Consider the following 15,665-nt stretch of genomic DNA (forward strand, 5'->3'; position numbering starts at 1 on the left):
AATGCTAAATGATAATTTTAAATACTAAAGTATTTCCAAAACTCAATGATAAAATTTTGCATTCACTGTCGCGCACACTATGTAGTGAATACAAAATGCCTGACATTTACGCTATAAAATCAACTTCAAAGTCAGGTCTTTTTTCACACCTCTTTATTCTGCAACTACAGAATCAAGTGCGATTAGTACCATCTCATTAAAGCTCGTTTGACGCTCATCAGAAGATAGTTGTTCACCAGTGCGGATATGATCCGATACGGTTAAAATACATAATGCTTTTGCGCCGTACTCAGCAGCAACGCCATATAAACCAGCAGCTTCCATTTCTACACCTAAAATATTGTATTTTTCTAGTGTATCGAATACTTCTGGTTCAGGTGTGTAGAAAGTATCAGCAGAAAAGATATTCCCTACTTGTGCTTTAATACCGTGTGCACGAGCTGCATTAACTGCTTTTTCTAATAGCTCGTAACTCGCGATAGCCGCGAAATCATGGTTAGCAAAACGAATGCGGTTTGCTTTTGAGTCTGTAGAAGCCCCCATACCGATGATCACATCACGCACTTTGATATCAGGACTAACAGCACCACAACTACCTACACGGATAATGCTTTTAACGCCGTAATCTTTAATCAGTTCCGTTGCATAAATTGAGCAAGAAGGAATGCCCATACCACTTCCCATTACTGATATTTTCTTACCTTTGTAAGTACCAGTAAAACCTAACATGTTACGTACATCAGTTACTTGCACTACATCTTCTAAAAAGTTGTCTGCAATGTACTTTGCGCGTAGTGGGTCGCCAGGCATTAATACTGTTTCTGCAAATGCGCCGTCGACTGCGTTAATATGTGGTGTTGCCATCTTTATTTCTCCAAAAATTTATTTAAAAATACTTTTACCATATTCAAGATCCGGTAACTGGTGATATTCTGCGATTGTTTGACCAATATCGGCAAATGTATCTCGAAGACCGACAGAACCTGCAGGGATACTTTCTCCGTAGAAGATAACCGGGATATGTTCACGGGTATGGTCTGAACCAGGCCATGTAGGGTCACAACCGTGATCCGCCGATAATACTAATAAGTCATCTTTATCCATTAACTCAAGCATTTCCGGTAAACGTGTATCAAAATATTCAAGTGCTGCAGCATAACCTGCCACATTACGTCGATGACCAAAGTCTGCATCAAAATTTACAAAGTTCGTAAAAATAATGGTTTCTTTTTTCGCCTCTTTTAATGACTGTAACGTTGCATCAAATAATGCTTCAAGACCATTAGCTTTAATGGCTTGCGTAATACCTTGCGCGGCAAATATGTCAGAAATTTTACCAATACTAACCACTTCTCCACCCGCATTTTTCATACGGTCAAGTAGTGTCTCTGAAGGCGGTAATACAGAGTAATCATGACGATTACCAGTACGAGCAAACTCACCCGCTTTTTCACCTGAGAATGGGCGCGCGATAACACGGCCAATGTTATATGGCTCTAGTAATTCGCGCGCTATTTCACATAGTTCATATAAGCGCTCTAAACCATACGTTTCTTCATGGCAAGCAATCTGAAAAACACTATCGCTTGATGTATAGAAAATAGGTTTACCCGTTTTGATATGCTCTTCACCAAGCTCATCTAAAATAACCGTACCTGATGAATGACAGTTACCTAAATAACCAGAAATACCTGAACGTTCAACAATCGCGTCCAATAACGCTTGCGGGAAACTGTTTTCTTTAGATTTAAAGTAGCCCCACTCATATAAAACAGGAGCGCCGGTTATTTCCCAATGTCCACTTGGTGTATCTTTACCAGTAGAAATTTCTTGAGCATGGCCATAAGCAGATATTGGTACAATAGATTCGTCTAACCCCATCGGGAACTCACCTGAACTACCTTGACAAGCATGCGCCAGTCCTAACTTAGTTAGGTTAGGAATAAACAAAGGACCTTTACGTCCAATATCAGCTTCTCCTGCCGCACAAAGTTTAGCAATGCTACCGAAAGTGTTAGCGCCAACATCATTAAATACGGTGCCGTCTGCTAAACTACCTTCAAATTTATCAGCATCATGGCTTGCGCCTATGCCTAAAGAATCAAGTAATAAAAAAATAGTACGTTTCATTAGTAACCTCCTGTCTCAACAGGTTTGTCAGCTAAATTAAGCTCAGATAATAAGCTTGCTAACAAACTTGAAGCGCCAAAACGGAAATGTTCGGCATTAACCCAGTCGTCGCCCATAATGTCACGAGCTAGCTGCATATAATCATTTGCAGCTTGTGCATCTTTCACACCACCAGCGGCTTTAAAACCAACGTTTTTGCCCGATTTTTTAATCGCGCCAATCATTACTTCAGTTGCTTCTAATGTTGCATTAACAGGTACTTTTCCTGTTGATGTTTTAATAAAATCAGCACCCGCTTCAATACAGATCAAGCTTGCTTGTTCAATCAACTCAGGTGTTTTTAATTCGCCCGTTTCGATGATCACTTTTAATGTGACTTCTTGGCCACAAACTTCACGGCAAGCTTTAACCATCTCTTCACCCACAGTTGCATTACCAGCAATCAGTGCACGGTATGGAAAAACTAAATCAACTTCGTCTGCGCCATAAGCAACAGCCGCTTTGGTTTCAGCAACAGCAATTTCAATATCATCATTACCGTGCGGGAAGTTGGTAACCGTTGCGATTTTAATAGCGGCTGTATTTTGTGCTTTTAATGTTTTACGCGCGATAGGAATAAAGCGAGGGTAAATACAAACAGCGGCGGTGTAACCTGCCGCACTGTTTGCTTGTTTACATAATTCAATGACTTTTTGGTCTGTATCGTTATCATTAAGCGTAGTTAAATCCATCAAATGAATTGCTTGACGCGATGCTTGTTGTAAATCACTCATTTTAAAAATCCTTTGATTTCATTGTTACTATAAAAGTTCAGCACTTAGGGTTTAGCATTTATGTTTATAAGGCTAAACGTAAATGCTAAAACCTAAAAGAAAGAATAATTGAGGGCTCATTACGAGCACCTCAATAGTTGTATTCGTTATTACTTAAACAATATTATGCAATGCTTAATGCAAAGAAAATACCGACTAATGTTGCGCTCATTAAGTTAGATAATGTACCAGCCATTACCGCTTTTAAACCTAGACGTGCAATATCAGGGCGGCGTGAAGGTGCTAATACACCTAGACCACCTAATAAAATTGCCATTGATGATAAGTTAGCAAAACCACATAGTGCAACAGTAATGATCACCTGAGAATGTTCACTTAATGCATCTTTAACACCCATGAAGTTAATGTATGCAACAAACTCATTCACAACTAATTTTTGACCTAAAAGACTGCCAGCAACTACGGCTTCAGACCATGGGATACCAATTAAGAAAGCGATTGGCGCAAATACATAACCTAAAATTTGTTCAAGTGTTAATGCTTGAATACCAATAACGTCACCAAATGCACCTAAGATAGTATTGATTAATGCAATTAATGCGATGAACGCAATTAACATTGCACCTACATTTAATGCTAATTTAAGACCTGAAGAAGCACCTGATGCTGCAGCGTCAATAACATTAACTGGTTTATCTTCGTCTGCATCTGCCGCTAGTTCTTCAACAGATAATTCTTTTGCAGTTTCAGTTTCTGGCTCTAGTATTTTTGCCATTAATAGGCCACCAGGAGCTGCCATGAAAGAAGCTGCGATTAAGTATTCAAGACTAACACCTAGCGATGCATAGCCTACTAGTACAGAACCCGCTACCGAAGCTAGACCACCACACATAACAGCGAACAATTCAGAACGAGTCATATGTTTAATATAAGGTTTAACGACTAATGGCGCTTCAGTTTGACCAACAAAGACGTTAGCGGCAGCAGACATTGATTCAGTACGACTTGTACCTAACATTTTCTGTAAGGCACCACCAAAAATTTTGATGATAAATTGCATAATGCCTAGGTAGTATAAAACGGCCATAAATGACGCGAAGAAGATAATGATAGGGAGTACTTTAAAAGCAAAGACAAAACCGCCACCGCCAAATACTTCAAACATTTTACCAGAGACTAAACCACCAAATAGGAAGCTAACACCAGCGTTGGCACTATTAATGACACCTTGAACTGCACCTGAAATACCCTGTAGGAAAGATGCGCCCCACGGAGTAAATATAACAAAAGCAGGTATAATTGCTTGTATCGCGAAAGCACCACCAACAGTACGGTAATTAATTGATTTTTTATGCTTAGAAAAAATAAAAGCAATTAACAGCAAGGAAATAATCCCTACTAGGCCCATGATGATTTGCATATTTGTACTCCATTTCATTTATGTCAATTTGACTGAAGAATAACCCAACAGCCATCTTCATCTATTATCCTGGCCAACCCAGGCATGTATAATCCGATATATTCGAATATTGGTTGGTTTGTTGTTTTCCGTAACAAACCAAATTTTTAAACCCTGTTTATAATTTTTCCATAATCATGGTTTCTAATTTATTTTGATCAATAGCAAAATTGCGAATACCTTCCGCTAATTTTTCAATAGCCATTGGATCTTGATGATGTGCCCATAAAAACTCAGCTTCCGTTAACGGAACAGGTGCAGCTTTTATGTCTACATCTGAAAACAGTTTTGTTTCAACTGCTCCTTCAGATTCACTTAACTCTTGTAATAACTGCGGGCTAATCGTTAATCGGTCACAACCAGCAAGCTCTAAAATTTCACCGATATTTCTGAAACTTGCGCCCATCACAACCGTTTTGTAATCGTGTGCTTTGTAGTAATCATAAATTTTAGAAACTGACAATACACCAGGGTCTTCAGCAGCAGAAAAATCAGTTCCCTGTTTTGCTTTGTACCAATCCATAATGCGACCAACAAATGGTGAAATTAAAAATACATTGGCTTCAGCACAAGCCTGTGCTTGAGCGAATGAAAAAAGCAGCGTGAGATTACAGTTAATCCCCTCTTTTTCAAGCACTTTAGCGGCCTGAATACCATTCCAAGTAGCCGCTAGCTTGATTAAGATACGATCATTGTTTACTCCTGCATCGTTATACATTTTTATCAGTTGACGTGCTTTCGCTAAGCTTGCATCGGTGTCATAAGAAAGACGCGCATCAACTTCGGTAGAAATACGTCCAGGTATTGTTTTTAAAATCTCTTTACCGATGTTGACAGCTAACATGTCACAAGCAATTTCTACTTGTTGTTGCTTGTCTGCACTTTGATTTTTTGCATAATCGATAGCATTTTCGATTAGTGGAGCATAGGCTTCGATGGTTGCCGCTTTTAAGATAAGTGATGGATTAGTTGTTGCATCTTCAGGTTGATATTGTTTAATTGCTTCAATATCACCGGTATCTGCAACAACGGTTGTTACTTTGCGTAACTGCTCTAATTTACTTTGCATATTTACTTCCTTTCACTCTATTGATCCTTAACAAGCTGAAACAACTTAGAAGGCATCTCATCTTTTTATAAAAGAGATTGTGACGATAAAAAAAGGGATAAGTTAACGTTGCTAGGTGATTAAACCAAATCAACCTCAACACTCCCCAAAAAATTCAAAAAATGTTTTATTATGTAATTTAATTAATGAAGATAAGGTTGAAAAAACTGACCAGTATCTCTAAAATTTATCTGCAAACAACGCCAACATTTTTCTTGACTCTTTCTTTCTGGCCATTTCGTTATTAACAAATTCTAGGGATTCGAACCATCTTAAAATGAGATCTAGATCACTAGATTTAACATTGGAATCTTTGCATTTACTGGTACTAACAAAATATGTTGTTTATGTTAAAGTGGTACTTAAGAGGTGAGCATTATGTTTGGTATGAGATATGATTTTAATTGTTGTAAAACAATAAGTTGCAAAAATTTCGGTGTAAATGGAAGTGAAGACTATGTTTATAAAAGTAGACGCTTAGGCTACCTTTCAGTTGAATGTAAGGCTTGTGGGAGCAATCCACCCTGGATCAATAACGAATTAATTGAAAATATCCAAAAAGAAAAACTTGCTTTTCATTTCGCCAGGAAAATTACCCACTGTAAACATTGTTACCAATACTTCTTTTTTAACGATAAAAATGGCGCAAAATTACATGGTTTTACAGGCGCAGGAACACAACGTTTAAAGTGCACAAATTGCAATCGAATATATAGCTTAGGTAAACACAAAAATATTGATGCGATTAGAGCAGTATTGCAAACGATTATTGATAATTTAGATATCAATGTAGCCATTAGAAAAACAGGATTATCTGCACGGCTTTATTATTTCTATCTTGAAAAATTATCACTTTTATTGACTAATTATAGTCGTTTAAAAGAACAAGATGTGATGAAGCGAGAATATATTGCATTACAAACTGAAGGTAAAGTTCTGCATTTACATCATAAACGTGGTTTCTATACGCTGCTCACTGGAGAGGCTGATAGCGGTTATATTTTATTACAAACCAATAACCTAACCAAACAAAAGTTACTTGATCAAGATATTTACAATACCTGTGAAGATACCATTATTAAAGATACTCATGCTAACAACGTCGAGAATGAAATTAAACAGCATTATCAGCAGACTTTATATCGTAAGCACTTTGAAAAATTATTAATTGGTGAGATAAAGGCCATTAATCATTGCAACTTGCTCTATCCCAATAAGCTCGTTTATGTTCACTTTTTACTATTAAGAGCTTTTATTCAAAAAACCCAACGTTACAGCCATTACATCGAATTAGAAAGTAGTATTCGAGCAGCAGCTGTGATGTCCGCTTACCCTGAAATTAAGACCGGTACTGCAGATATTTATTATTATTTACCCTTTTTAAATAACCAAGAAACACTTAACAATAAGAAAATAGGTTGGTGGAGTGACCGTTGGTTTAGTTTTGAACTTGGTGCTTATTCATCTATTACTAATAACTCAACAAATGACGCTCCTTTTCGCTTGAATGATACTGAACATCTAACCCGTTATTACAATTATTTAGAACAAAATTTAAATAAAAGTTTAAATAGTTTTAACACTGTTACTAATTTTTCAGAAATTCATCGTGTGTTATTTAATTTTTGTCAGGTTCATAAAAACAACACCGCTGCAATGTCATTTGGTTTAATAGAAACACCATTAACCGCAACAGAGCTGTTAAATGAAGCAATTTATTTGAGTGATTACACCGAGTGAGTATTCGATAAATATAGAAAAGTAATAGTGCAGATAACCAAAAGTGTTTTTGATCGGTCAAGCTCAAGATTTAATACATGCAGTAAGGGTTAGAAGTTAGAAGCATAGGACAAGTACTACTGTTCTAATGCTTCTAACTAAGGATATTAAGCTTTAAAGCTCAGCGCCTAAAAAAGCAAAAGGCAATAGATCTGCAATGGTGTTCTGTGTGTATACAGACTCTGATTCGTAACTATAAACTAAACAATCATTCATGGATTGCTCTGCGATCACTTGACGGCATGAACCACACGGATGTGCTGTTACTAACAGTTTTTCAGCGTTACGAGCTGCAATATGCACTTCTTGTATATCACCTTTACTTATGCCTTCTGCAACGGCAGTGAAAATAGCGTTACGTTCTGCACAAATAGTGGTTGGGTAAGCCGCAGATTCTACATTGACACCTTTAAACTCTCGTCCATCTTTACAGACAACAACAGAAGCTACATTAAAACCTGAATAAGGTGCAGAGCTGTTATCTAGTAACACTTTTAATTCGCTAAAGTAATTTTTTTTCATTTTATATTCCCTGTTTTTATAGCTCAGAACTTTAATAGCTCATTATTTTTATTTTAATAATTTTTTAGCGGCAGCAACAACAATTGAAATCGCGTGAGATTCTGTTTTTTTCATCGTTGCTTCATCTGGTATTTCTTGTTGTGTACGGTTAACTATCACTCCTGCAACACAAGCGGCAGCCCAACCTTGTGATGCACACATAGTAAATAGGGTAGATGACTCCATCTCATAATTTAGTACACCAAGTTCTTGCCACTCTTGCATCGAACCTTTTAACTGACGAATAACACGGCCAGAAACCGTATCATAGCGCTCTTGTCCCGGATAAAAAGTATCACTTGATGCGGTGATCCCGACATGAGGCTCAATATTCGCATCACGACAAGCAGCAACCATCGCCGTCGTCGCATTAAAATCAGCAACCGCAGGATATTCTAATGGTGCAAAATGTAAACTTGCACCATCTAAACGTACCGATGCTTGTGTGACAATTACATCACCGACATTAACATGTGGTTGAATTGCACCAGTAGTACCAATACGCAAGAATGTACGAACACCTAGCTGTGCAAGTTCTTCCACAGCGATAGAAGTCGATGGACCTCCAATGCCCGTTGAACAAACAACAACAGCTTTAGAATCGATATAGGCTAGGTATATCGTATATTCACGATGACTTGCTAAAAACGTTGCATTATCCATTAATTCTGCAATACGTTTAACACGCTCAGGGTCACCCGGTACAATCGCTAAAGTCGCACCATCTAACATCGCTTTGGTTAAACCTAAATGAAATACCTCTGACATAATCTTTTCCTTTTCAAAAGGCAGTCATACTGCCGCGGGTTATTTTATTGAATATACTTAATTTATAAGTTAATCGTCCTGTTAATCACACTAAAAATTAACGACGTATATTTAAAAAGTAAAATCAGTGTATTTAGTAAATAGACAATAAAGTGGGATCTAGATCGACACAATGGTCAAAAAATTGAGTAGAAACTTTCTATGCACAAAATATGTGGTTTTTAAATATTTCATTCTTAAGGGGTGATAGCGTAGGTTTTAATTACATAAGATTTAACAAAATAGAACGTAAAATTTAAGCATTTAAAAAAACTCATTTCACACAAAGTATAAAGTAAATTATTAGGGCGTTATTTTAAAGGTGCTTTAATAATTGTAGTGAAAATGACCTTAAAAATAATAGAAAATGTGATATTTAGCTTTAAAATAAAATGCTAAATATCACAAGATTGGATTAAGTTTACTTATTAAAATTTATACTAAAGACAGAGATAAATTTACAATTAAGATGAATAGTTGAAAGGAAAACTAACACTATAAACGTTTCTCATATTGCTTATTTGCCAGATAAACAACCCGTTCACTAGCCCAACTTTCTAACTTCCAGTTTTGGATAAATGCACAGTGACCGCCATTTTTCTGTAAATCAATTTTTAACCATTTTGAGGAAAACAGGTCATTTAACTGTTTAGCTGGGATCATAGGATCATCTGAAGAGGTTATGATAGTGGTAGGAATGGCAAGCTTACTTAAACCCTCACCCAATATTGAATAACCTTCAAAATATTCCTGAGTACTATCAAAGTCGGTATGTTCAATAACAAAAAACTCATTCATTTCATCTAATGTTTTTAGCTTTTTAAGCTGTTCACCATAGGTAAAATGACTGTGATGTTTTAATTTTTTAAATAACGAATTTTTCCATCTTTTAACAAAGTACTTTTCATAAATAAAAAAGCCATTATTTAATTCATTCATTGTCGTTGGAGGGTGCAATAAAGGGCAAATTGCAATCGCTTGATGGAGATTTATATTATGTTCTTTAGCTAGGTTTGCAACACGTAAGCAAAAATTCCCACCTAAAGAATATCCGCACAATAAGTTATGTGAACCACCATGCTTTTGACATAGGTATTTTACGGCCTCTACAACCTCTTCTAAACGCATTGAATTAAAAAGATCTTTGTTTAAATGTTGCGTACCACCATGGTCTCGAAAATTTAAACGAAATACATCATAACCATCATCTAATAACTTTTGACCATTGGATAACATATACAAAGATTCAGAACACCCTTCCCAACCGTGTAAAAGAATCGCTACACCTTTACGTGCAATTTTTGTTTTCGAAAAAGATCCAAGTAATTTTACACCTTGTGGTGTTGTGATTATTTCTGGTTGAGATGATTTTAATAACTCAGCACTGCGACGTTTTTCAAAGAACTTACGCGGACCTGCACTAGACAATATAGATTGTAAATGTTTATTAGAAAGGCCTTTTGCCGGTATAAATTGTTCCATGTGACTCCAAGATCATTAAGTTTGTCAGCTTACAAAACGCAGTTAAACGAATGACAAGGCAACCGTTCTGTTTTCTAAATAAATAACTTTAGAATAACGTTTTTAATGCCAAGTTAAAATATAAGGAATGACATTAATTATAAATGACTCTGTTAATAACCTATTAAAAGATAATATGTATTACTTCCAACCTTGTAACCATTGTTCTGTGTCTTTTAAATCATGCCAATTAATCTCTGCTGTTCGGTGTGATATAATCGCTTCTAATAAGCACAGAATAACCTCACCTTCTTCATCAAAATCAACTTCTGAAATTAAGAAATGCTTTTCTTTATTGATTGGCTTAACTGCAGTCCATTTACTACGAAGCAGTTTTTTAGGATTAATTTTATTAATAGCGAATACTCCCAGTGTGTTAAAAAACAATATTATCGATGATTTAATACCAATCTAAGTCATTATCTCGTCATTTATTCTTGTTAAAATGAATCTTAGCTTCGTTGTTGGTTTTGTAATGAGAATAACTCGTTACTGCAATCAACGCCTTGCTATTATGCATTTTCCCTAACGCCTAAATAGACCATTTACTTATCCAGATTGATATAAACAATACGAAATTTATGAGTAATGAGATCAGGCCTAATAAAAAAATTGAGGAAGAAAAAAAATAAAATAAAAATATTAAACAACGAAACTCTTAAAGAGACTAACTTGGTTGGCTAGTGACTTGATGAGTTTTGATGAATTGAGTGAGTTGGTTAATAAGGTTATTTGGTGAATAGGCGTGTTTGATAAATAGAGTTATTTAATTAATCATTTGTCTAGTTAGTAAGCAATCTAATGAATAAGTTGTTTCTCGTAATCTAACTAACCTTAATGATGGATAAGTAAAGCGATACAACACCGCTATTTCCGCCGATTTCTGCGTTAAATTACCTATCAATAACCAGTCATTATTTCAATAATCAACCTTGAACTACGCAAAACTAACGTCACTGACTAGTAAAAAATAATACCTTATGATTTTAAATATAATTCTGATTTCATTAATCAGAATTGAGGTTAAATATTAATAAAGATGCTGCGATAAAACTAACAGCATCTTGATTATCGTTGGTAACCTTTTATTCTGTATACCATAAATTATAGGTTATTGATGTTGGTAGCTTTTTTCCCATAATTTAAATAGGTAAATAACAGAGAAAGTCAAACACATATATAAAATGCCCGCGGCTAAATAAGCTTCAAAGGGAGCATAATAACGCGCATTAACGACTCTAGCAGCACCTGTAATATCAACGATCGTTACAACACCAGCAATAGCACTACCGTGAATCATAAAAATAATTTCATTACTGTATGCAGGCAAGGCACGTTTTAATGAATTTGGTAAGGTAATGCGTTTCAGTATCTGCCAACGGCTCATTCCATAAGCTTTTGCGGCTTCTAATTCACCTTTAGGCATGGTACTGATCACACCACGTACGATTTCAGCAGTATAAGCACCTGTATTTAATGAAAAGGCTAATAAAGCACAAAACCAAGCTTCTTGAAAGTAATACCATAACCAGCTTTCACGTAATGAATCAAACTGCGCTACGCCATAATAAATTAAGAATAATTGCACTAATAACGGCGAACCGCGGAAGAAATACATGTAAGCCCAAATAGGCCCTTTAATTAACCAATTTTGATGGCTACGTAAAACGCCTGCTGGTATTGCAATCACTAACCCAATTAATAATGACAGCGCGACTAACCATGTCGTTGTCCATAAACCTTCAAGGTAAAATTGGTATTCATTAAGAATAATTGAAAAATCCATATTTACCTCGTTTGTATACTGTATTTACGTTCTGCCCATTTAAGAGCAGTAGTAGAAACAGCGGTATAAAATAAGAAAATTAATGCAACAACCAAGTAAAAGGTAAATGGTTTTTGTGTTGATCCCGATGCGTCACCGGCGATCTTTACCATATCTTGCAAACCTATAATCGATACTAATGCCGTTGTTTTTAATAAAACCAACCAGTTATTACCTAAACCAGGTAATGCATGGCGCATCATTTGTGGAAACATAACACGAAAGAAACGTTTGTATTTATTCATACCGTAAGCTGTAGCGGCTTCTAATTGACCTTTATCAACGGATAAAATAGCTCCTCGAAAGGTTTCCGCCATATAAGCCCCAAAAATAAAACCAATGGTAACAATACCAGCAAAATAAGGGCTAATATCAATATATTCTGGTAAATAAGCAGTCCACTCATGGTGAGGGTAATAACCTGTGATCGTTTCATTTAACCATTCATTAAGGTTATAACTCATATCATTGATAAGCAGTTGCCCACCAAAAAAGATTAATAACATTAAGATTAAATCAGGGATACCGCGAATAATAGTAGTGTATAGCGTCGCGATACTCGTCAAAATTGTTGAATGAGATAACTTAGCTAAAGCAGCTAACAACCCCAATGCGACAGAAAGTACTAGGGATAACAAGGCCACTTGCAGTGTTAACCATGCTCCTTCTAAAAAAATATCTTGGTAACCATATAAAGAAAACATATAAACTTCTTTTTAATTAATGCCCGTTATAATCATTCGTTAGGCATAATAAAAAAGGATGAAACAACCTATAAAAAATTAAAAGTTGTAGTCACCCTTTCTGTTTTAACGACGCTTGTTAATAAAGATTAACAATAACAACGCTTATTCTTGACCGTATACATCGAAAGTGAAGTATTTATCTTGAATAGTTTTGTAAGTACCGTCAGCACGGATAGCGTCAATGGCTTTGTTTAATTGCTCAACTAAGTCTTTATCTTGTTTACGAATTGCAATACCTGCACCGTAACCAAACCACTTAGGGTCGTTTAGTTTAGGGCCAACAAATTCAAACTTATCGCCACCATCTTTAGCTAATAAACCATCAGCAATTGCTGCAGAGTCTGCCATTACATAATCAAGACGACCTGCTTTTAAGTCTAAATATGCTTCATCAGCAGAACCGTAACGTTTTATTTTTGCAGAAGGGAAGTTATCCGAAATATATAAATCCATTGTTGTTGCACGCTGAACACCAATTTTTTTACCTTCCATAAATGCTTCAGTTGCTTCGTACGCTACGCCTTTTTTAGCGACAAAACGAGCTGGGATATGTTGATATTTGTTAGTAAATGCCACTTTCTTTTGGCGCTCTTCAGTAATATCCATTGTTGCAATGATTGCATCAAATTTACGACCTAATAGAGCCGGAATAATGCCATCCCAATCTTGTTTAACTAATGTACATTTAGCTTCTAACTCAGTACATAACGCATTCGCGATATCGATATCAAAACCAGTAATACTACCGTCTTCTTCTGTTTTACTAAACGGAGGGTATGCACCTTCAACACCGATACGTATTTCTTTCCATTCTTTTGCATGTGCAACATTAAATGAGAATGCAAATAATGCGATTAGCAGACTAAGTTTTTTCATGGTATTTCCTTATTTTATGATAGATAACTATTTTATTTAGATATAAATTATTTTGTCACTGACTATGACAATCGCTTTAATATAAATGAATTAATAAACGGTTGATATAAATTGTTTAAAACGTTCCGAAGAAGGGTTTGTAAAAATATCTTCCGGCTTTCCTTGTTCTTCCACTAGACCTTGATGTAAAAATAATACTTTATTTGATACGTCTCTGGCAAAAGCCATTTCATGTGTCACCACTAACATGGTGCGCCCTTCTTTAGCTAAGTCACGCATCACAGCTAAAACTTCACCTACCAACTCCGGATCTAATGCTGATGTTGGTTCATCAAACAGCATAACCTCAGGTTCAACTGCCAATGCACGTGCAATTGCAACCCTTTGTTGTTGCCCACCAGAAAGCTGCCCAGGATAATAGTCTTTACGTTCGTATAAACCAACGCGCTGTAATAAGGCTTCAGCTTTAACAATCGCTTCTTTCTTCGGCACACCAAGTACATGCACTGGAGCTTCAATAACATTTTCAAGTACAGATAAATGTGACCATAAATTAAAGCTTTGAAAGACCATCGCTAAACGGCTACGAATACGCTCTACTTGTTTGTTCGATTCAGGAATAGCCCCCCTTTTTTTATCCAGTTTCATTTTAATTAATTCACCATTAACTAAAATATCCCCAGACGTAGGCGTTTCCAATAGGTTAACACAACGTAATAAAGTACTTTTCCCTGAACCCGACGCACCAAGAATAGAAATAACGTCACCTTTGTGAGCTTCTAAGTCTATCCCTTTTAATACTTGATTATCGGCGAAGGATTTATGTAAGTTTCTTATTGATAAAGTAGGTACTGTCATTAGCAAGTTTCATTATAATTTAGCGGGTTCATTATGTATTGTACCTAGTTTGTTGAATGAGTTAATAAAATTTATACAAACGTTAACTTTGCACCAATGCTTTAAAATGTACAAACGATTAATTTTCATTTTTTATTAAAAAACAAAATATAGATCATTTTTTTTAATTTATTGCTGTATTTTTTTTAATTTAATACTTTAAATTGACTAAAAACAAGAGGGAGTACGGATTCCCTTTACAAAAAATGGCTTCATGGTATCGTGCGCGCGATTTTAATTTAATAAATAATACAAAAAGGTAAATGACGTGTCACAATCAATTAATTACGCCAATCCAGCCCCGTTAGGACTAATGGGTTTTGGAATGACAACTGTTCTATTAAACATCCATAATGCTGGCTTTTTCCCAATTAGTGCAATGATTCTTGCAATGGGTTTATGCTACGGCGGTATCGCACAAGTTATTGCTGGTATTTTAGAATTTAAAAAAGGAAATACATTCGGATTAACAGCCTTTACTTCATATGGCTTTTTCTGGATCAGCTTAGTTGCATTACTGTTATTTCCACAGTTAGGTCTTGAAGAAGGTCCAACTCAAGCAACACCTCATGCATTTATGGCATGGTACTTAGTCATGTGGGGAATTTTCACAGCCTTCATGTTTATTGGTACATTACGTGGTAACCGTGTACTTCAGTTTATCTTTGGTAGCTTAACAGTATTATTCTTTTTACTAGCCATTCGTGACTTTACTGGTAATGAACTGATCGGCCATATCGCAGGTTACGAAGGTATCATTTGTGGTCTAAGTGCAATTTACTTAGCAATGGCTGAAGTTATTAACGAACAATACGGCCGTACTATATTACCTATCGGTGAACGTTAAACTTTATTAGAAAAGCATTAATTTATTGAGTTAGCATTAACTACTCAGTCATTAAAAAAGCCGAACAAGACTTGTTCGGCTTTTTTGTATCTATTTTCCAGCCTTGCATATTTTTTCATTATACCAATCACAATAAATAGCTTATCTAAATTTTGCGCTGAAAAAATAGTTTAATTCAAGGCTAAAATTGAGGCGTTCAATCCAACACATTGTAATACCAATGGAATTAAATAAGTGATCATAGATTGCGCAGGAAAAATTAACACTAATAAGGCGTGAGTTGTAGGAGATAGTTGTTCTCACTTCAAAACTCACAACGCAGTTAGGGGTAATCTT

The 15,665-nt window shown here is 35.8% G+C and carries 15 protein-coding genes; 2 read left to right on the forward strand and 13 right to left on the reverse strand.

From position 1 onward, the window contains the following. Positions 1-153: 153 nt before the first annotated feature. The 5 genes from deoD to tal all read right to left on the reverse strand — a co-directional run bounded on the left by deoD (position 154) and on the right by tal (position 5,431). Positions 154-864: a purine-nucleoside phosphorylase gene (deoD, locus tag GQR59_RS12430; protein WP_160063180.1), complete on the reverse strand. Its 711-nt coding sequence runs from the start codon at positions 862-864 to the stop codon at positions 154-156. A gap of 18 nt (positions 865-882) precedes the next feature. Then, on the reverse strand, positions 883-2,130 hold the full coding sequence (locus GQR59_RS12435) for a phosphopentomutase (protein ID WP_160063182.1): 1,248 nt from the start codon (positions 2,128-2,130) through the stop codon (positions 883-885). Continuing rightward, a complete protein-coding gene (gene deoC / locus GQR59_RS12440; protein WP_160063184.1) occupies positions 2,130-2,903 on the reverse strand; it encodes a deoxyribose-phosphate aldolase in 774 nt (257 codons plus the stop codon). The genes GQR59_RS12435 and deoC overlap by 1 nt, the downstream gene beginning before the upstream one ends. A 163-nt stretch (positions 2,904-3,066) precedes the next feature. Then, positions 3,067-4,323 (reverse strand): NupC/NupG family nucleoside CNT transporter, encoded by a 1,257-nt coding sequence (locus GQR59_RS12445; protein ID WP_160063186.1) that lies wholly within the window; start codon positions 4,321-4,323, stop codon positions 3,067-3,069. A gap of 157 nt (positions 4,324-4,480) precedes the next feature. Continuing rightward, on the reverse strand, positions 4,481-5,431 hold the full coding sequence (tal, locus tag GQR59_RS12450; RefSeq protein ID WP_160063188.1) for a transaldolase: 951 nt from the start codon (positions 5,429-5,431) through the stop codon (positions 4,481-4,483). A gap of 417 nt (positions 5,432-5,848) precedes the next feature. Between tal and GQR59_RS12455 the strand changes: the two genes are divergently transcribed. Beyond that, the gene (locus GQR59_RS12455; RefSeq protein ID WP_201288103.1) at positions 5,849-7,210 is read left to right on the forward strand and encodes a hypothetical protein; all 1,362 of its coding nucleotides are present in this window, start codon (positions 5,849-5,851) and stop codon (positions 7,208-7,210) included. A gap of 153 nt (positions 7,211-7,363) precedes the next feature. On the opposite strand, the gene cdd is transcribed toward GQR59_RS12455, so the two are convergent. The 8 genes from cdd to GQR59_RS12495 all read right to left on the reverse strand — a co-directional run bounded on the left by cdd (position 7,364) and on the right by GQR59_RS12495 (position 14,443). Then, positions 7,364-7,771 (reverse strand): cytidine deaminase, encoded by a 408-nt coding sequence (gene cdd / locus GQR59_RS12460; protein ID WP_160063190.1) that lies wholly within the window; start codon positions 7,769-7,771, stop codon positions 7,364-7,366. Positions 7,772-7,819: 48 nt separating this feature from the next. Then, positions 7,820-8,578 carry a uridine phosphorylase gene (gene udp / locus GQR59_RS12465; RefSeq protein WP_160063192.1) on the reverse strand — a complete coding sequence of 253 codons (759 nt, stop codon included), beginning with the start codon at positions 8,576-8,578 and terminating at the stop codon, positions 7,820-7,822. A gap of 534 nt (positions 8,579-9,112) precedes the next feature. Next, entirely contained in the window at positions 9,113-10,099 is a 987-nt protein-coding gene (locus tag GQR59_RS12470) for a YheT family hydrolase (protein ID WP_160063194.1), read from the reverse strand. A 180-nt stretch (positions 10,100-10,279) separates the two neighbouring features. Beyond that, positions 10,280-10,495 (reverse strand): TIGR02450 family Trp-rich protein, encoded by a 216-nt coding sequence (locus GQR59_RS12475; protein WP_160065161.1) that lies wholly within the window; start codon positions 10,493-10,495, stop codon positions 10,280-10,282. A gap of 754 nt (positions 10,496-11,249) precedes the next feature. Next, the gene (locus GQR59_RS12480; protein WP_160063196.1) at positions 11,250-11,924 is read right to left on the reverse strand and encodes an ABC transporter permease; all 675 of its coding nucleotides are present in this window, start codon (positions 11,922-11,924) and stop codon (positions 11,250-11,252) included. Between the two features lie 2 nt (positions 11,925-11,926). After that, positions 11,927-12,667 carry an ABC transporter permease gene (locus GQR59_RS12485; RefSeq protein ID WP_160063198.1) on the reverse strand — a complete coding sequence of 247 codons (741 nt, stop codon included), beginning with the start codon at positions 12,665-12,667 and terminating at the stop codon, positions 11,927-11,929. Positions 12,668-12,811: 144 nt separating this feature from the next. Beyond that, positions 12,812-13,585: an ABC transporter substrate-binding protein gene (locus GQR59_RS12490; RefSeq protein ID WP_160063200.1), complete on the reverse strand. Its 774-nt coding sequence runs from the start codon at positions 13,583-13,585 to the stop codon at positions 12,812-12,814. Positions 13,586-13,675: 90 nt separating this feature from the next. Further along, positions 13,676-14,443, reverse strand: coding sequence for an ABC transporter ATP-binding protein (locus GQR59_RS12495; protein WP_160063202.1), 768 nt, complete (start codon positions 14,441-14,443; stop codon positions 13,676-13,678). A 307-nt stretch (positions 14,444-14,750) separates the two neighbouring features. Here GQR59_RS12495 and satP point away from each other — a divergent pair, with 307 nt between their 5' ends. Continuing rightward, a complete protein-coding gene (gene satP, locus GQR59_RS12500; protein WP_025562614.1) occupies positions 14,751-15,329 on the forward strand; it encodes an acetate uptake transporter in 579 nt (192 codons plus the stop codon). Positions 15,330-15,665 lie beyond the last annotated feature (336 nt).

The sequence above is a fragment of the Psychromonas sp. L1A2 genome, assembly GCF_009828855.1.
Lineage (GTDB): Bacteria > Pseudomonadota > Gammaproteobacteria > Enterobacterales > Psychromonadaceae > Psychromonas.

Coding starts and splice junctions, on each gene's coding strand:
- GQR59_RS12485 (WP_160063198.1), bottom strand. CDS start 12,667: ATGTTTTCTTTATATGGTTACCAAGATATTTTTTTAGAAGGAGCATGG.
- udp (WP_160063192.1), bottom strand. CDS start 8,578: ATGTCAGAGGTATTTCATTTAGGTTTAACCAAAGCGATGTTAGATGGT.
- GQR59_RS12455 (WP_201288103.1), top strand. CDS start 5,849: ATGTTTGGTATGAGATATGATTTTAATTGTTGTAAAACAATAAGTTGC.
- cdd (WP_160063190.1), bottom strand. CDS start 7,771: ATGAAAAAAAATTACTTTAGCGAATTAAAAGTGTTACTAGATAACAGC.
- GQR59_RS12435 (WP_160063182.1), bottom strand. CDS start 2,130: ATGAAACGTACTATTTTTTTATTACTTGATTCTTTAGGCATAGGCGCA.
- GQR59_RS12445 (WP_160063186.1), bottom strand. CDS start 4,323: ATGCAAATCATCATGGGCCTAGTAGGGATTATTTCCTTGCTGTTAATT.
- tal (WP_160063188.1), bottom strand. CDS start 5,431: ATGCAAAGTAAATTAGAGCAGTTACGCAAAGTAACAACCGTTGTTGCA.
- GQR59_RS12490 (WP_160063200.1), bottom strand. CDS start 13,585: ATGAAAAAACTTAGTCTGCTAATCGCATTATTTGCATTCTCATTTAAT.
- GQR59_RS12495 (WP_160063202.1), bottom strand. CDS start 14,443: ATGACAGTACCTACTTTATCAATAAGAAACTTACATAAATCCTTCGCC.
- deoD (WP_160063180.1), bottom strand. CDS start 864: ATGGCAACACCACATATTAACGCAGTCGACGGCGCATTTGCAGAAACA.
- deoC (WP_160063184.1), bottom strand. CDS start 2,903: ATGAGTGATTTACAACAAGCATCGCGTCAAGCAATTCATTTGATGGAT.
- GQR59_RS12470 (WP_160063194.1), bottom strand. CDS start 10,099: ATGGAACAATTTATACCGGCAAAAGGCCTTTCTAATAAACATTTACAA.
- GQR59_RS12480 (WP_160063196.1), bottom strand. CDS start 11,924: ATGGATTTTTCAATTATTCTTAATGAATACCAATTTTACCTTGAAGGT.